The 15,769-nt window shown below is 73.8% G+C and carries 18 protein-coding genes; 13 read left to right on the top strand and 5 right to left on the bottom strand.

What is annotated here, in order from left to right; translation table 11 throughout:
* Window positions 1-11 precede the first annotated feature (11 nt).
* From AB0L29_RS06025 to AB0L29_RS06015, 3 genes are all read left to right on the top strand, one after another.
* A complete protein-coding gene (locus AB0L29_RS06025; RefSeq protein ID WP_365823797.1) occupies window positions 12-986 on the top strand; it encodes an ABC transporter ATP-binding protein in 975 nt (324 codons plus the stop codon).
* 104 nt (window positions 987-1,090) lie between these two features.
* Window positions 1,091-1,912, top strand: a complete 822-nt coding sequence (locus AB0L29_RS06020; protein WP_365823795.1) for an ABC transporter permease — start codon at window positions 1,091-1,093, stop codon at window positions 1,910-1,912.
* Window positions 1,913-1,946: 34 nt separating this feature from the next.
* Window positions 1,947-2,603: an AAA family ATPase gene (locus AB0L29_RS06015; protein WP_365823793.1), complete on the top strand. Its 657-nt coding sequence runs from the start codon at window positions 1,947-1,949 to the stop codon at window positions 2,601-2,603.
* A gap of 315 nt (window positions 2,604-2,918) precedes the next feature.
* On the opposite strand, the gene ybaK is transcribed toward AB0L29_RS06015, so the two are convergent.
* The 4 genes from ybaK to AB0L29_RS05995 all read right to left on the bottom strand — a co-directional run bounded on the left by ybaK (window position 2,919) and on the right by AB0L29_RS05995 (window position 7,047).
* Window positions 2,919-3,470: a Cys-tRNA(Pro) deacylase gene (gene ybaK / locus AB0L29_RS06010; RefSeq protein ID WP_365823791.1), complete on the bottom strand. Its 552-nt coding sequence runs from the start codon at window positions 3,468-3,470 to the stop codon at window positions 2,919-2,921.
* 27 nt (window positions 3,471-3,497) lie between these two features.
* A complete protein-coding gene (locus AB0L29_RS06005; RefSeq protein ID WP_365823789.1) occupies window positions 3,498-4,238 on the bottom strand; it encodes an LON peptidase substrate-binding domain-containing protein in 741 nt (246 codons plus the stop codon).
* An 11-nt stretch (window positions 4,239-4,249) separates the two neighbouring features.
* Window positions 4,250-5,335 carry a hypothetical protein gene (locus AB0L29_RS06000; protein ID WP_365823787.1) on the bottom strand — a complete coding sequence of 362 codons (1,086 nt, stop codon included), beginning with the start codon at window positions 5,333-5,335 and terminating at the stop codon, window positions 4,250-4,252.
* Between the two features lie 134 nt (window positions 5,336-5,469).
* The gene (locus tag AB0L29_RS05995) at window positions 5,470-7,047 is read right to left on the bottom strand and encodes an oxidoreductase (RefSeq protein WP_365823785.1); all 1,578 of its coding nucleotides are present in this window, start codon (window positions 7,045-7,047) and stop codon (window positions 5,470-5,472) included.
* A gap of 172 nt (window positions 7,048-7,219) precedes the next feature.
* Between AB0L29_RS05995 and hisD the strand changes: the two genes are divergently transcribed.
* From hisD to hisF, 8 genes are read left to right on the top strand one after another with little or no spacing between them, the layout of a single operon-like run.
* On the top strand, window positions 7,220-8,545 hold the full coding sequence (gene hisD / locus AB0L29_RS05990; protein ID WP_365823783.1) for a histidinol dehydrogenase: 1,326 nt from the start codon (window positions 7,220-7,222) through the stop codon (window positions 8,543-8,545).
* A complete protein-coding gene (locus AB0L29_RS05985; protein ID WP_365823781.1) occupies window positions 8,542-9,651 on the top strand; it encodes a histidinol-phosphate transaminase in 1,110 nt (369 codons plus the stop codon). Before hisD ends, AB0L29_RS05985 begins: the two co-directional genes overlap by 4 nt.
* Window positions 9,648-10,241, top strand: a complete 594-nt coding sequence (gene hisB / locus AB0L29_RS05980) for an imidazoleglycerol-phosphate dehydratase HisB (RefSeq protein ID WP_365823779.1) — start codon at window positions 9,648-9,650, stop codon at window positions 10,239-10,241. Before AB0L29_RS05985 ends, hisB begins: the two co-directional genes overlap by 4 nt.
* The gene (locus AB0L29_RS05975) at window positions 10,238-10,402 is read left to right on the top strand and encodes a hypothetical protein (protein ID WP_365823777.1); all 165 of its coding nucleotides are present in this window, start codon (window positions 10,238-10,240) and stop codon (window positions 10,400-10,402) included. The genes hisB and AB0L29_RS05975 overlap by 4 nt, the downstream gene beginning before the upstream one ends.
* Window positions 10,402-11,070: an imidazole glycerol phosphate synthase subunit HisH gene (hisH, locus tag AB0L29_RS05970; RefSeq protein ID WP_365823775.1), complete on the top strand. Its 669-nt coding sequence runs from the start codon at window positions 10,402-10,404 to the stop codon at window positions 11,068-11,070. Before AB0L29_RS05975 ends, hisH begins: the two co-directional genes overlap by 1 nt.
* Entirely contained in the window at window positions 11,067-11,792 is a 726-nt protein-coding gene (gene priA / locus AB0L29_RS05965) for a bifunctional 1-(5-phosphoribosyl)-5-((5-phosphoribosylamino)methylideneamino)imidazole-4-carboxamide isomerase/phosphoribosylanthranilate isomerase PriA (protein ID WP_365823773.1), read from the top strand. The genes hisH and priA overlap by 4 nt, the downstream gene beginning before the upstream one ends.
* Window positions 11,789-12,181 carry a RidA family protein gene (locus AB0L29_RS05960; RefSeq protein WP_365823771.1) on the top strand — a complete coding sequence of 131 codons (393 nt, stop codon included), beginning with the start codon at window positions 11,789-11,791 and terminating at the stop codon, window positions 12,179-12,181. The genes priA and AB0L29_RS05960 overlap by 4 nt, the downstream gene beginning before the upstream one ends.
* Window positions 12,182-12,221: 40 nt before the next feature.
* Window positions 12,222-12,977: an imidazole glycerol phosphate synthase subunit HisF gene (gene hisF, locus AB0L29_RS05955; RefSeq protein ID WP_365823769.1), complete on the top strand. Its 756-nt coding sequence runs from the start codon at window positions 12,222-12,224 to the stop codon at window positions 12,975-12,977.
* Between the two features lie 129 nt (window positions 12,978-13,106).
* Here the strand turns inward: hisF and AB0L29_RS05950 are convergent, their stop codons facing one another.
* Complete coding sequence (locus tag AB0L29_RS05950) at window positions 13,107-13,742, bottom strand: TIGR03085 family metal-binding protein (protein ID WP_365823767.1); 636 nt, start codon at window positions 13,740-13,742, stop codon at window positions 13,107-13,109.
* 82 nt (window positions 13,743-13,824) lie between these two features.
* On the opposite strand from AB0L29_RS05950, the gene hisI reads away from it, so the two are divergent.
* Window positions 13,825-14,238, top strand: coding sequence for a phosphoribosyl-AMP cyclohydrolase (hisI, locus tag AB0L29_RS05945; protein WP_365823765.1), 414 nt, complete (start codon window positions 13,825-13,827; stop codon window positions 14,236-14,238).
* 11 nt (window positions 14,239-14,249) lie between these two features.
* Window positions 14,250-15,740, top strand: a complete 1,491-nt coding sequence (locus AB0L29_RS05940; RefSeq protein WP_365823763.1) for an anthranilate synthase component I — start codon at window positions 14,250-14,252, stop codon at window positions 15,738-15,740.
* Window positions 15,741-15,769: the final 29 nt, after the last annotated feature.

The following is a 15,769-nucleotide window of genomic DNA, read 5'->3' as shown; positions in this document are numbered from 1 at the left end:
GTGGTGACGTCGTGTGTGCGGTGCGCGGGCTGACCAAGACCTATCCGGCGGTGCGCGGGCGGCGGGGCGTGCCCGCGACGCCCGAGGTCCGGGCCACCGACGCCGTGGAGCTGGACATCCGGCGCGGCGAGATCTTCGGGCTGCTCGGGCCGAACGGGGCCGGGAAGTCCACCCTCGTGCGCCAGCTCACCGGGCTGATGCGGCCCGACCACGGCAGCGTGGAGATCCTCGGGCACGACATCGTGCGCCATCCCGAGCGGGCCTCGCGGATCCTCGCCTACCTCGGGCAGGAGTCCACCGCCCTCGACGAGCTGACCGTGTCCCTCGCCGCCGAGACCACCGGACGGCTGCGCGGTCTGGACGTGCGGCGGGCGCGGGCCGAGCGGGACGCCGTCCTGGACGAGCTGGGTCTCACGCCGATCGCCGGGCGCCCGCTGAAGAAGCTGTCCGGCGGCCAGCGGCGCCTGGCGTGCTTCGCCGCCGCCCTGATGGGGGAGCGGCCGCTGCTGGTGCTCGACGAGCCGACCACGGGGATGGACCCGGTGGCACGGCGGGCGGTGTGGTCGGCCGTGGACCGGCGGCGGGCCGAGCGCGGTACGACCGTGCTGCTCGTCACCCACAACGTCATCGAGGCCGAGACGGTCCTGGACCGGGTCGCCGTCCTGGACCGGGGGCGCGTCATCGCCTGCGACTCGCCCGCCGGGCTCAAGGAGAAGGTCGCCGGCGAGGTCCGCGTCGAGCTGGTGTGGCGCGAGACGGCCCCGCTGCACGTCCCCGAGGTCGCCGCGCTGCGGGACCGCGCCGTGGAGTCGGGGCGCCGCTGGACGCTCCGGCTCGGGCCCGAGGAGGCCCGTACGATCGTCGCCACCGTCACCGGCGGGGCCGCCTTCGCCGCCCTGGACGACTTCACGCTCGCCACGCCGAGCCTGGAGGACGTCTACCTGGCGCTGGGCGGCGCCGCGCAGCAGGGGCTGGTGAAGGCGTGACCGCCCGGGCCCCGGGCGCGCGGGCGTCGAGCACACGGGACGCCGCGTCCGTACCGAACGGGGCGAGGGCCGCGAAGGACCCGAACGAAGGGGAGCAGCGCGACGTGAGTGTCGTACCCGCCGATGTCCTGCCGGGCAAAGCCCTGGCCGTGTCCCGGGGCGCCGACGGCCCGGCCGAACTCGGACCGCGGGCGCGGCTGTGGCCGTCGCTGGCGGCCGTGTACCGGGCGCAGCTGTCCCGGGCGCGGGTGGCGCGGATCCCGCTGCTGTTCGTGGCGACCTTCCAGTCGATCGGGATCATGATCCTGATGCGCGGGGTGGTGGACGGCGGCGACGAGGCGCAGGCGGTGGTCGCGGGGTCGTCGGTGCTCGTCGTGGCCTTCGTCGCGCTGAACCTGCTCGCCCAGTACTTCGGGCAGCTGCGGGCCAGCGGCGGGCTCGACCACTACGCGACGCTGCCGGTGCCGCCGGCGGCGGTGGTGCTGGGCGCGGCGGGCGCGTACGCGTCGTTCACCGTGCCGGGGACCGTGGTGACCGCCGTCTTCGGGTGCGTGCTGTTCGGGCTGCCGCTCGCGCACCTGTGGGTGCTGGCCGCCGTCATCCCGCTCGCGGGCGCCGCGCTCGCCGGGCTGGGCGCGGCGCTGGGGCTGCTCGCGCCGCGCCCGGAGCTGGCCACGCTGCTCGGACAGCTCGGCATGTCGGCCGCGCTGCTGCTGGGGGTGCTGCCGGCGGAGCGGATGCCCGGGGCGGTGCGGCTCGCGCGGGACCTGCTGCCGTCCACGTACGGGGTGGAGGCCTTCGCGCGGACCTTCGGGGAGCGTCCCGACTGGGCCTTCGTCCTCGGCGACCTCGCCGTGTGCGGGGCCGTCGGCGTCCTCTCGCTGGCCGTCGCGACCCGGGCGTACCGCCGGGCCGCCGTCCGGTGACGCGCCGCACGGCCGTACCTGGCACGATGTCAGGGTGACCGCACCTCTGACTCCGCCACCGCATGAGCACTCCACGTACCAGGGATGGCAGGTGCCGCCGTCCGCCGGTCCCGGCGCGGCAACCGCGTACGACAAGGACGGCCCCGGCATGAGGACCGAAGTGCGCGAGGCCGTCGTGATCACGGTGGCGGTGGCGCTCGGCGGGGTGCTGCTCGGGCTGCTGTGGTGGTGGCTGGCGCCGCGGGTGCCGCTGGTCGGTGACGTGGTGGACGGCAACTGGGTCGTCTACCTCAAGGACACCGAGGGCGAGCAGGCCGTCGGGGTGGACGGGACGTTCACGCTGCTGGCGCTGGCCTTCGGCGCGGTGAGCGCGCTGGCCGTGTTCGCCGTACGGCGGCGCGGGGGCGTGCCGCTGGTGGTGGCGCTGGGCGTCGGGGGACTGCTCGGGGCGCTGCTGGCCTGGCGGACCGGGGTGTGGCTCGGCCCCGCGCAGGACGTGATCGCCCAGGCGAAGGACGCGGGCAAGGGAGTGACGTTCCCGGCGCCGATGAAGCTGGGGGCCAAGGGGGCACTGCTGGCCTGGCCGCTGGCCGCGCTGGTGTCGCACCTCGGGCTGACGGCGCTGTTCGGGCCCCGGGACCCGGAGCCGGGGTTCGAGCACGGGCCGTACGGAGAGGCCTCGGCGCCGTAGGCCCCCGGACGGGGGACCGTTCCCGCCCCGCCGGCACGAGCGCCCGCGGCCGGGTCGCCCCGCGGGCCGCCCGCCGTGGTCCGGGCGGCCCTTTGCCGCGGTGCGCCGTTGCGCCGCCCGTGTCCGCGCGCTCCCGCGTTCCCTCCGGCGCGTCCCCGCGGCCCGGCCGAGGAGGGGACGTCCACCGAGGGCTCACGGGCTCAGGCACGGCCGGTGCGGGAGGTCACGCGCGGCCGGTGCGGGAGGTCACGCGCGGTCGGCACGAGGGCTCAGGCGCGGCTGGCGCGAGGGGGCACGCGCGGCCGGCGCGAGGGCTCAGGCGCGGCCGATGGGGGCGAGGACCGCGTCGGTGAGTTTCGCCAGGTCGTCCGGGGACAGCTCGACCTCCAGGCCGCGGCGGCCCGCCGAGACGCAGATCGTCTCGTGCAGCGCCGCCGAGTCGTCCAGCACCGTCGGGAGCTTCTTGCGCTGGCCGAGGGGGGAGATGCCGCCGCGGACGTAGCCGGTGGTGCGCTCGGCGAGCGCCGGGTCCGCCATCGCGGCCCGCTTGCCGCCGGCCGCCGCCGCGAGGGCCTTCAGGTCCAGCTGGCCCGCCACGGGGACCACGGCCACCGTCAGGGCGCCGTCGACGTCCGCCACCAGCGTCTTGAAGACCCGGTCGGGCGAGACGCCCATCGCCTCGGCCGCCTCCTCGCCGTAGGACGGATGGGAAGGGTCGTGGTCGTAGGAGTGGACCGTGTACGCCACCCCGGCCGCCGTCAGCGCCACCGTCGCGGGCGTGCCGCCCGCCCGCCGCCCGCCGCCCTTGTCCGGACGCGCCGCGCGCGCCCCGTCCTCGTGCCGCTGCTTCTTCGCCTTCTTCGCCATCCCGGCCTGCACCTCGAGGATCGTGCGTCAGTTCAGACTCATCGGGCCGCGCGTCAGGTCCGACGCCGGCAACGACGGCAGACTACGGAGGATGGCCGTCTCGGAGCGAAGGAGTTTCAGCTCGTCGCGCAGCCGGGAGGCCGTGTCCGGGGCCTGGAGCAGGCGCTGCTTGGCCGGGGTGTCCAGCATCATCGCCGCGGCCACCAGGTAGGAGACGACGCCCGGGTCGTCGGGCAGGTCGGCGCCGGTCGCCAGCGACCGCTCCCGTGCCCCCGCCAGCCGCTTCTGGTACTGGCGGAAGGACCGCAGCACCCCCTCGGCCAGCGCGCCCGCCTCGTCGCCCGGCTCCTCGGGCAGCGGCTCCAGCTCGGCCGTCAGGAAGGGGCCGGAGGCGTCGACCGACAGCAGCCGCACCCGGGTAGTCCCGGTCGCCAGCACCTCGAAGGTGCCGTCGGCCCGCTCGCGGACCGTGGCCGCGTCCGCCACGCAGCCCACCTTGTGGAAGGCCCTGAGCGGGTCGGGGCCGAAGCCGGCCGCGGGGCCGAGCTCGGGCAGCGCCGTCGGGTCCGGCAGGCCCGGGGCGCTGGGCGCCACCTCGTGGCCGTCGCGGATCGCCACGACGGCGAACCGGCGCGGTTCGTCCTCCGGGGTCTTGAGCAGCTCGCGCATCATGGCGCGATAGCGCTCCTCGAAGACGTTCAGAGGGAGCACGAGCCCGGGGAAGAGCACCGCGTTCAGGGGGAAGAGGGGAAGACGGACGGTGGTCACGACGCAGAAGCCTAATGGTCGCCGGAGCGGATGCGTCCGTCGTGCTCGCCCGGCGGATGCCCGGGGCCCGGCGGATGCGCGGGACCCGGTGGGTGCACGGGCCCCGCGGCAGGCCCCGGCCGGCGTCCGGACGCCGCCGCCCGGATGTCGTCGCGCACCCGCAGGAAGTGGCCGAGCGGGTCGTCCGAGACCCGGTCCCAGGGGAAGGAGGTGGCGTACGGGCCGTTCAGGCGCAGCTGCTCCGCGGCGTCCGCCCAGCGTTCCAGGCGGACCAGGACGAAGAGGAGCAGGTTGCGCATCCTGGCCGGCCACGGGTCGGCCGCCGGCAGCAGGGGGGACAGCGCGATCGCCCGGTCGGCCGCGGCGTCCAGCCGCTCGCGCGGCACCTCGGGCCCGCAGCCGTCGGTGAGGTAGGCGAAGGCCGCGTGCAGGGGCAGCGCCTGGACGAGGGCGTGGGCCGGGGCGTCCTGCGCGGCCCGGTCGGCGAAGTCGAAGCACTCGCGGTGCGAGCCGTGCCAGGACTCGGCCAGGTACCGCAGGGCCGCCACATGGCAGCCGTAGTGGTGCGGGGCACGGCGTACCGCCGCCGCCCACAGCTCCTCGAAGTACTTGTGCCCGGCCCGGGTGCCGCGCGCGTGGTCCAGCGCGACCCGCCACGGCACCGGATCGCGGTCGTCGGCCCGGGCGGCGGCGGTGATCAGCGGGCTCACCTCGCGCAGCAGTTCGGCCCGGGCCGGTGACCGCAGGGCGCGGTCCACCGCCAGCTGGGCCCCGACCAGCAGCGCGCCGGGATCGTGCGGGTCGGCGGCGCGCCAGGCCTCCAGCCACTCGGGGCGGGAGTGCGCGAAGGCCGCCAGCCGGGTGGCGTACCGGTCGCGGCGCTCCCACTCGCCGCCCGCGCGGGTGGCGGCGAGCAGTTCGGCGGCGGGCGCGTAGGAGCCGTCGGCGGCTGCGACCAGGGCGGGGGCCAGGCGGTCGTCGGGCGCGTCGAGGAGCACCTCGTCGTCGGCGCGTGGCTCGGTGACGGGGCGCGCGGCGGTCCTTGCCATCCGGGTCGCGCGGATGAACGGGGGAAGCAGAGCCATGGTGTCGACCATTGAAAGACGGGGGTTCGCGGCGGCGCCAGACCCCTCACGAAACTTGCGCAAAGGTTGTACGCCGAGTGGTCAAGAGCGGCCAAAAGGGTGACTATTCAACAACAATTGCCGCAGAAGTACCACCGGCGGCCTCCTCAGTTGCGCCGCAGCAGCCGTGTCGCCCCCGCCGCCACCGTCGTCGCCAGCACCCAGCCCAGCAGGATCATCACCGTGGCCAGCCACTGCCAGCCCCCGCTCAGTCGCCAGAAGCCGACCTGGCCGAGGTCGATGACCGGCAGCAGCAGGTCCAGGGCGAACAGGGCGGGGTTCCACGGCGGATGCTCACCGCTCTTGAGGGGCGGGTGCTCGCCGTGCGCGAAGGCCACCGAGCCGGCCGCCCACAGCACCGCCATCCACACCGCGGCCCGGCCCGGCCGGTACCCGTAGGCGACGGTCCAGTCCTGCGCGAACCCCCACAGCTTGGCGGCCAAGGGCAGGCTCTCGCGGCGCCGGCGCTGCTTGGCGAGCAGCACCTCGCGGGCGTCCTCGTCCTCGCCGCCGGCCCGCAGCACGGCGGCGAGGCGCTCGTAGGGCTCCGGGTTGTACTCGGCGGTCGCGGCGGCCACCCAGTCCAGCCGCCCGGCCAGCGGGAACGGCCCGCGCGGCACCAGGTTCTCGTAGGAGAAGCCGCCCATGTGCAGCCGGCCCGGGCCCGGCCAGCTGTCCGCGCGGTCCATCAGGTTGACGATCCGCGCTCCCGACAGCACCACGTGCCCGCCGGCCGGCCGCTCCCCGAGGAACCGCAGCTCGGGCGTCTGCACCCGGCGCAGCGACAGCTCCTGGTCGTCGGTGAGGGTGAACCGGGCCGCCTCGAGGTCCACCGCGTCCCCGAACCGCCCGTCGTCCAGCCGTAACCCGCCCTCGCACTCGAAGCGCTGCACACGCGTGCCGCGCGCGGGGGTGATGCCGCTCATCGCCTGGGCGCCCAGGCCCGCCGGGGTCAGGTACAGGGTGCGCTCGACGGTCAGCTGGGGGGCGTTGAGGGCGAGCCGCGCGTGGGGGTTGGACAGCCGGGCGCCGCGCAGGCTCAGCGAGACGCCCACCGTGGCGCTGCGCAGGCTCAGCTCGCCGTGCGACTCCAGCATCTCGGCCTGCAGGTCCTGGCCGACGGACAGGCCGTCCGCGGCGATCGACCGGCCGCTGCGGTCCCGGTGCACGATCGCCTGGTTGAGCATCAGGTCCGTGCCGATCCGCGCGTCGGTGAGCCGGATGCCGTGGTGGAACCGGCAGCGCGGCAGGTGCAGGTCGCCCTCGGTGTTCAGCCGGGCGGCCTCCAGGCGCGGCACCGCGCAGTCCACCAGCCGGACGGTCGTGAAGCGGGCCTCCGGTAACAGCACGTCCCCTTCGAACCGGCAGTCCCGCATCTCGACGTACGGCTCCACCGTGCCGCCCGCGAGGTCCACCGTGCCGCTGATCCGCACGCCGACGAGCTTCAGCGAGGCCACCCGGCCGGCCAGCGGGGGCGGGCCGTCCAGGAGCAGCCAGCAGACGATCCGGCCCCGCACGGTCCGCTCGGGGCCCCAGGGGTGCCCGCCGTGCGGATCGTCGACGACCGCGTCCCCGCTGCTCAGGTCGTACACGCTGCCGTTGCGGAAGGCCTGCCACATGCCGGCCTCCGCGGCGGTCAGGTCGTCCGGCAGGTCCCCGGCCCGCACGCCGGCCCCTTCGGTCACAGCTCTTCCCCTCCTCCCCTGGTGCCCACGGGTTTCGTACATCAGTTCATGCCCGGTGAGTGACGTCGTGAACACTCAAAGTGAGAAGGATCTTCCGGATCCGCGGAGGAATCCGTATCAGCCAGTGAAACGTGCGAACAGGGCACAACCCGGGTCTGAGAGAATTGGGGACGTGATCTCCCGAATCGATCTGCGCGGCGACGCCCTCCCCGAGGGCCCCGCCCTGCGCGACCTGCTGCCCCGAGCCGACTTCGACGTTCAGGCCGCACTGGAGAAGGTGCGTCCGATCTGCGAGGCCGTTCATCATCGGGGCGACGCGGCGCTGATCGACTTCGCCGAGAAGTTCGACGGCGTCACGCTGGACCAGGTGCGGGTGCCCGCCGCGGCCCTCACCCGCGCGCTGGAGGAACTGGACCCGGCCGTGCGCGCGGCCCTGGAGGAGTCCATCCGCCGCGCCCGCCTCGTCCACCGCGCGCAGCGCCGCAGCACCCACACCACCCAGGTCGTGCCCGGCGGCTCGGTCACCGAGAAGTGGGTGCCGGTCGACCGCGTCGGCCTGTACGCGCCGGGCGGCCGGTCCGTGTACCCGTCCTCCGTGGTCATGAACGCCGTGCCCGCCCAGGAGGCCGGCGTCGAGTCCATCGCGCTCGCCTCCCCGCCGCAGGCCGAGTTCGGCGGACTGCCGCACCCGACGATCCTCGCCGCGTGCGCGCTGCTCGGCGTCGACGAGGTGTACGCGGCCGGTGGCGCCACCGCCGTCGCGATGTTCGCCTACGGCACCGAGTCCTGCCCGCCCGCCACCATGGTCACGGGTCCCGGCAACATCTGGGTCGCCGCCGCCAAGCGCTACTTCACCGGCAGGATCGGCATCGACGCCGAGGCCGGCCCGACCGAGATCGCGATCCTCGCCGACTCCACCGCCGACCCGGTGCACGTCGCCGCCGACCTGATCAGCCAGGCCGAGCACGACCCGCTCGCGGCGGCCGTCCTGGTCACCGACTCCGTGGAACTCGCGGACGCGGTGGAGAAGGAGCTGGAGCCGCAGGTCGCGGCCACCCGGCACATCGACGACCGGATCGTCCCGGCGCTGTCCGGCAGGCAGTCCGCGATCGTGCTCGTCGACGGCGTCGAGGAGGGCCTGCGGGTGGTCGACGCCTACGGCGCCGAGCACCTGGAGATCCAGACCGCGGACGCGGCGGCGGTGGCCGACCGGGTCCGCAACGCCGGCGCGATCTTCGTCGGCCCCTGGGCGCCCGTCTCGCTCGGCGACTACGCGGCCGGCTCCAATCACGTCCTGCCCACCGGCGGCTGCGCCTGCCACTCCTCGGGCCTGTCCGTCCAGTCCTTCCTGCGCGGCATCCACGTCGTCGACTACACGAAGGACGCGCTGGCCGAGGTCGCGCACCACGTGGTGACGCTGGCGGAGGCGGAGGACCTGCCCGCGCACGGCGCGGCGATCAAGGCACGGTTCGGCTGGAAGGTGCCGGAGAGCAAGTGAACCCCGGAATCGACGATCTCCCCGTACGGGACGAGCTGCGCGGCAAGTCCCCCTACGGCGCGCCCCAGCTGGACGTCCCCGTACGGCTGAACACCAACGAGAACCCCTACCCGCTGCCCGAACCGCTGGTCGAGCGGATCGCCGAACGGGTGCGGGAGGCCGCCCGCGGCCTGAACCGCTACCCGGACCGGGACGCGGTCGAGCTGCGCACCAGGCTCGCCGAGTACCTGACGAAGACGGCCGGGTACCCGGTCGGCCCGGAGAACGTGTGGGCCGCCAACGGCTCCAACGAGGTCATCCAGCAGCTGCTGCAGACCTTCGGCGGCCCGGGCCGCAGCGCCATCGGCTTCGAGCCGTCGTACTCGATGCACGCTCTGATTGCGCGGGGGACGGGCACCGGCTGGATCCCGGGCCCGCGGGGCGAGGACTTCACGATCGACCTCGCCGCCGCCGAGCGGGCGATCGCCGAGCACCGGCCGGACGTCGTCTTCGTCACCACCCCCAACAACCCCACGGGCAACGCGGTCCCGCCCGGGACGGTCCTCGCGCTGTACGAGGCCGCGCAGGCGGCGAAGCCGTCCATGGTGGTCGTGGACGAGGCCTACGTCGAGTTCAGCCACGGCGACTCGCTGCTGCCGCTCCTCGAAGGGCGGCCGCACCTGGTGATCTCCCGCACCATGTCGAAGGCGTTCGGCGCGGCGGGCCTGCGCCTGGGCTACCTCGCCGCGCACCCGGCCGTCGTGGACGCCGTCCAGCTCGTCCGGCTGCCGTACCACCTGTCGGCCGTCACCCAGGCGACCGCGCTGGCCGCCCTGGAACACACCGACACGCTGCTCGGTTATGTGGAGCAGCTGAAGGCCGAGCGGGACCGGCTGGTCGCCGAGCTGCGCGCGATCGGCTACGAGGTGACCGACTCGGACGCCAACTTCGTGCAGTTCGGGCGGTTCGCCGACGCCCACGAAACCTGGCGAAGGATCCTCGACCGGGGCGTCCTGGTCCGGGACAACGGCGTACCGGGGTGGCTGCGGGTCACCGCCGGAACCCCGGAGGAGAACGACGCGTTCCTCGACGCGGTCCGTGAGTTGAAGAAGGAGCAGAGCACATGAGCCGCGTGGGACGCGTGGAGCGCACGACCAAGGAGACCTCGGTCGTCGTCGAGATCGACCTCGACGGCACCGGCAGGACCGACATCGCCACGGGCGTCGGCTTCTACGACCACATGCTCGACCAGCTCGGCCGGCACGGTCTGTTCGACCTCACCGTGAAGACCGAGGGCGACCTGCACATCGACTCCCACCACACCATCGAGGACACCGCCCTCGCGCTGGGCGCCGCCTTCCGGCAGGCCCTCGGCGACAAGGTGGGCATCTACCGCTTCGGCAACTGCACGGTTCCGCTGGACGAGTCGCTCGCCCAGGTCACCGTCGACCTGTCCGGCCGCCCCTACCTCGTGCACACCGAGCCCGAGAAGATGGCGCCGATGATCGGCGAGTACGACACCACGATGACCCGGCACATCCTGGAGTCCTTCGTCGCCCAGGCCCAGATCGCGCTGCACGTGCACGTGCCCTACGGGCGCAACGCGCACCACATCGTGGAGTGCCAGTTCAAGGCGCTGGCCCGGGCCCTGCGGTACGCCTGTGAGCGCGACCCGCGCGCCGCGGGCATCCTCCCGTCCACGAAGGGTGCGCTGTGAACGGGCTGTCGACCCTCCTGATCGTCGTCGGCCTCTTCCTGATCGGCGGGATCATCTCCTTCGTCAGGCAGCAGATGCCGAAAAGCCTCGTCGTACTGCTCTCGATCAGTGCCGCGATGTGCCTCGTGGCGGGCGTCATGCGGCTGGAGGTGTGGAACTGATGGGTACCACCGGGACGTCCGGGACGTCCGGGACGTCCAAGAAGGTCGTCGTCTTCGACTACGGCTTCGGCAACGTCCGCTCCGCCGAGCGCGCCCTCGCGCGCACCGGGGCCGACGTCGAGATCACGCGCGACTACGACACGGCCATGAACGCCGACGGGCTGCTGGTGCCCGGCGTCGGCGCCTTCGCCGCCTGCATGAAGGGGCTGAAGGAGGCGCGCGGCGACTGGATCATCGAGCGCCGGCTGGCCGGCGGCCGCCCGGTGATGGGCATCTGCGTCGGCATGCAGATCCTGTTCGCGCGCGGCATCGAGCACGGCGTCGAGACCGAGGGCCTGGCCGAGTGGCCCGGCTCGGTCGAGCCGCTGCAGGCCGACGTCGTGCCCCACATGGGCTGGAACTCCGTGGACGCCCCGGCCGGCTCCCAGCTGTTCGCCGGCCTGGACGCGGACACCCGCTTCTACTTCGTGCACTCCTACGCCGTCCACGACTGGACGCTGGAGACGCACAACCCGGCCATCGAGGCCCCCAGGGTCACCTGGTCCACGCACGGCAAGCCGTTCGTCGCCGCCGTCGAGAACGGCGCCCTGTGGGCCACGCAGTTCCACCCCGAGAAGTCCGGCGACGCCGGAGCCCAGCTCCTCACCAACTGGATCGGAACACTGTGAGCAAGCTCGAACTCCTCCCCGCCGTCGACGTCCGCGACGGCCAGGCCGTCCGCCTGGTGCACGGCGAGTCCGGCACGGAGACCTCCTACGGCTCCCCCCTGGAGGCCGCCCTCGCCTGGCAGCGGTCGGGCGCCGAGTGGCTGCACCTGGTCGACCTGGACGCCGCGTTCGGCACCGGGGACAACCGGGAGCTGATCGCCGAGGTCACCCGGGCCATGGACATCAAGGTGGAGCTCTCCGGCGGCATCCGCGACGACGACACCCTGGCCGCCGCCCTGGCCACCGGCTGCACCCGGGTGAACCTGGGCACGGCCGCCCTGGAGACCCCCGAGTGGGTCGCCAAGGTCATCGCCGAGCACGGCGACAAGATCGCCGTCGGGCTCGACGTACGGGGCACCACGCTGCGGGGCCGCGGCTGGACCCGCGACGGCGGCGACCTCTACGAGACGCTGGAGCGCCTCAACAAGGAGGGCTGCGCCCGCTACGTCGTCACGGACATCGCCAAGGACGGCACGCTGCAGGGCCCGAACCTGGAGCTGCTGAGGAACGTCTGCGCGGCCACCGACCGCCCGGTCGTGGCGTCGGGCGGCGTGTCGTCCCTGGACGACCTGCGCGCGATCGCCGGTCTCGTCCCGCTCGGTGTCGAAGGGGCCATCGTCGGGAAGGCGCTGTACGCGAAGGCGTTCACCCTGGAAGAGGCCTTGGAGGCTGTGTCGTCATGACGTCCGGAACCGTGCGGCGTGTGCAGAGCGGAAGTCCCTGGGAAGAGTCCTTCGGTTTTGCACGCGCCGTCGCGGCGGGCGACCGCGTGCTGGTGGCGGGCACCACGTCCTTCAAGGGCAACGTGCTGTACGGGGAGGGCGACCCGTACGAGCAGGCCAAGGTGGCCTTCACCAGCGCGATCGAGGCGATCGGCGAGTTCGGGCTCGGCGTCGAGTCCGTGATCCGCACCCGCGTCTACCTGGCGCACCCGAGGGACGTCGAGGAGGTGGGCCGGGCCCACAAGGAGCTGTTCGGCTCCGTGCGGCCGGCCGCGACCCTCCTCGTCGTGGAGGGCTTCATCGACCCGCGCGTCCTGGTGTCGGTGGAGCTGGAAGCCTTCAGAGGCTGAAGTTCTTTCACAGAAGCATGTATCGAGGAGCGGTGGATCCATGACCCTGGCGGTCCGAGTCATCCCCTGCCTGGACGTGGACAACGGCCGGGTCGTCAAGGGTGTCAACTTCCAGAACCTGCGCGACGCGGGCGACCCCGTCGAGATGGCCAAGGTGTACGACGCCGAGGGCGCCGACGAGCTGACGTTCCTGGACATCACCGCCTCGTCGGGCGACCGCGAGACGACCTACGACGTGGTGCGCCGCACCGCCGAGCAGGTCTTCATCCCGCTGACGGTCGGCGGCGGCGTGCGCACCGCCGAGGACGTGGACAAGCTGCTGCGGGCGGGCGCCGACAAGGTGGGCGTGAACACCGCGGCGATCGCCCGGCCCGACCTGATCCGGGAGATCGCCGAGCGCTTCGGCCGGCAGGTGCTGGTGCTGTCGGTGGACGCGCGGCGCACGGAGTCCGGGTCGTTCGAGGTGACCACCCACGGCGGCCGGCGCGGCACCGGCATCGACGCCGTGGAGTGGGCGCACCGGGCCGCCGAGCTGGGCGCGGGGGAGATCCTGCTCAACTCGATGGACGCGGACGGCACGAAGGACGGCTACGACCTGGAGATGATCGCCGCGGTCCGCAAGCACGTCACGGTCCCGGTGATCGCCTCGGGCGGCGCCGGCAGGCTGGCCGACTTCCCGCCGGCGATCGCGGCGGGCGCGGACGCGGTGCTGGCCGCCTCCGTCTTCCACTTCGGGGACCTGCGGATCGGGCAGGTGAAGGAGACGCTGCGGGAGGCGGGGCACCCCGTCAGGTGACGTGCCCGCGGACCCCCGACGGGAGACCTCCGCGGCACAGCCCCGGCCGGACGACGACGGCCGGGGCTCCGCCGCGGACCCCGGCCGGCCGCCGCCGCGCGGTCCCCGGCGAAGGCCCGCGCCCGCGCCTCAGATGCCCAGCTGCCTGGTCTCCCGCAGCTTCGCGATCGCGTTCTCGTCGCCCTCCAGGTCCACCTTGGCGGCGCTCTGCCGGCCGTACAGGAACAGCACCAGCTCGGACGGCTCGCCGGTCGCCGTGACCACCGGGGTGCCGCGCTGGGCGACCGCCGTCTGGCCGTTCGGACGGCGCAGCACCAGGCCCGTCGGGACCTTGCGGCCCATCAGGCGGGCACTGCGCTCCAGGCGGGACCACAGGGCGTCCTGGAAGACCGGGTCGAGCTCGCGCGGGGCCCAGTCGGGCTGGGCGCGCCGGACGTCCTCGGCGTGGACGTAGTACTCGACGATGTTCGACAGCTCGTCGACCGGCTTGAACGAGAACGGCGAGAACCGCGGCGGGCCGGTGCGGATCAGCCGGACCAGCTCCTCGTACGGCTTCGCGGTGTACTCCGCCATCACCCGGTCCAGGCGCGGCGCGAGCTGCTTGACGAGGATCCCGCCGGCGGCGTCGGGACGGCGCTCGCGCACCACCAGGTGCGCGGCGAGGTCACGGGTGGTCCAGCCCTCGCACAGGGTCGGCGCGTCGGGACCGGCGGTCTCCAACAGATCGGCGAGCAGAAGCCGTTCACGCTTGGCATGGGTCGACATGAAGTCAGCCTACGACCGGTCGCCCGGTCCGGACAGTGGACACGGCCGGGCCGCGCCGCCGCCACGCGGCACAATGGTCGGCATGACCAGCACGTCCCCCCGGCCCGGCCGCCTCGACCCGGAGATCGCCGCGCGCCTGAAGCGCAGCCCCGACGGTCTCCTGCCCGCCATCGCCCAGCAGTACGACACCGGAGAGGTGCTGATGCTGGGCTGGATGGACGACGAGGCACTGCACCGCACACTGACCACCGGCCGCTGCACGTACTGGTCGCGCAGCCGCCGGGAGTACTGGGTCAAGGGCGACACCTCCGGCCACTTCCAGTGGGTGAAGTCCGTCGCCCTCGACTGCGACGCCGACACCGTGCTGGTCAAGGTCGACCAGGTGGGGGCCGCCTGCCACACCGGCGCCCGCACCTGCTTCGACGCCGACGTGCTGTTCGAGGCCGGCGACGGCGCCGCCGGCGCCGGTTCCGGCACACCCGCCTCGGATCGGTAGGGTCGGCCGCCATGGACCTCGAGACGTTCCGCAAGCTCGCCGCCGACCGCCGGGTCGTCCCGGTCACCCGCAAGCTCCTCGCCGACGGCGACACCCCGGTCGCGCTGTACCGCAAGCTCGCCGCCGAGCGCCCCGGCACCTTCCTGCTGGAGTCCGCGGAGAACGGCCGTTCGTGGTCGCGCTACTCCTTCGTGGGGGTCCGCAGCGCGGCCACCCTCACCGAGCGCGACGGCCAGGCCCACTGGCTCGGCACCCCGCCCGTCGGCGTCCCGGCCGGGGGCGACCCGCTGGCCGCCCTGCGCGCCACCGTCGAGGCCCTGCACACCCCCCGCGACCTCGCCCACGACCTGGGCCTGCCGCCCTTCACCGGCGGCATGGTCGGCTACCTCGGCTACGACATCGTCCGCCGCCTGGAGAAGATCGGCCCCGGCGAGCGCGACGACCTCGCACTGCCCGAGCTGACCATGCTCCTCACCAGCGATCTCGCCGTCATGGACCACTGGGAGGGCTCCGTCCTGCTGATCGCCAACGCGATCAACCACAACGACCTCGACACGGGCGTCGACGAGGCCTACGCGGACGCGGTCGCCCGTCTGGACGCCATGGAGGCGGACCTGTCGCGCGCGGTCGCCCAGCCGCCCGCCGTGCTGCCGCCCTCCGAACTGCCCGAGTACACCGCGCGGTGGGGCGGCGCCGACTTCCAGGCCGCCGTCGAGGACATCAAGGAACGCATCCGGGCCGGGGAGGCCTTCCAGGTCGTCCCCTCCCAGCGCTTCGAGACGCCGTGCACGGCGAGCGCGCTGGACGTCTACCGGGTGCTGCGGACCACCAACCCCTCCCCGTACATGTACCTGTTCCGCTTCGACGGCTTCGACGTGGTCGGCTCCTCCCCCGAGGCGCTGGTGAAGGTCGAGGACGGGCGGGCCATGGTGCACCCCATCGCCGGCACCCGGCACCGCGGCGCCACCCCGCAGGAGGACCAGGCCCTCGCCGAGGAGCTGCTCGCCGACCCCAAGGAGCGCGCCGAGCACCTCATGCTGGTCGACCTCGGCCGCAACGACCTCGGACGGGTCTGCGAGCCCGGTTCGGTCGAGGTCGTCGACTTCATGTCCGTCGAGCGCTACTCGCACGTCATGCACATCGTCTCGACCGTGACCGGGCGGGTGGCACCGGGGCGGACGGCCTTCGACGTGCTGACCGCCTGCTTCCCGGCCGGCACCCTCTCCGGCGCGCCCAAGCCGCGCGCCCTGCAGATCATCGACGAACTCGAGCCGTCCCGGCGCGGGCTGTACGGCGGCTGCGTCGGCTACCTCGACTTCGCCGGCGACTCCGACACCGCCATCGCCATCCGCACCGCCCTGCTGCGCGACGGCACGGCGTACGTCCAGGCGGGTGCCGGCATCGTCGCCGACTCCGACCCGGTCGCCGAGGACACCGAGTGCCGCAACAAGGCGGCGGCGGTGCTGCGCGCGGTGCACACGGCGAACAGGCTGGGGCGGTAGGGCGCGCCCCGGGAGCGGTGGGGCGTTTC

Source organism: Streptomyces sp. NPDC052701 (assembly GCF_040678355.1).
GTDB lineage: Bacteria > Actinomycetota > Actinomycetes > Streptomycetales > Streptomycetaceae > Streptomyces.
Note: the sequence above shows the minus strand (reverse complement) of the source record. Positions and strands in the feature narration are given on the sequence as shown.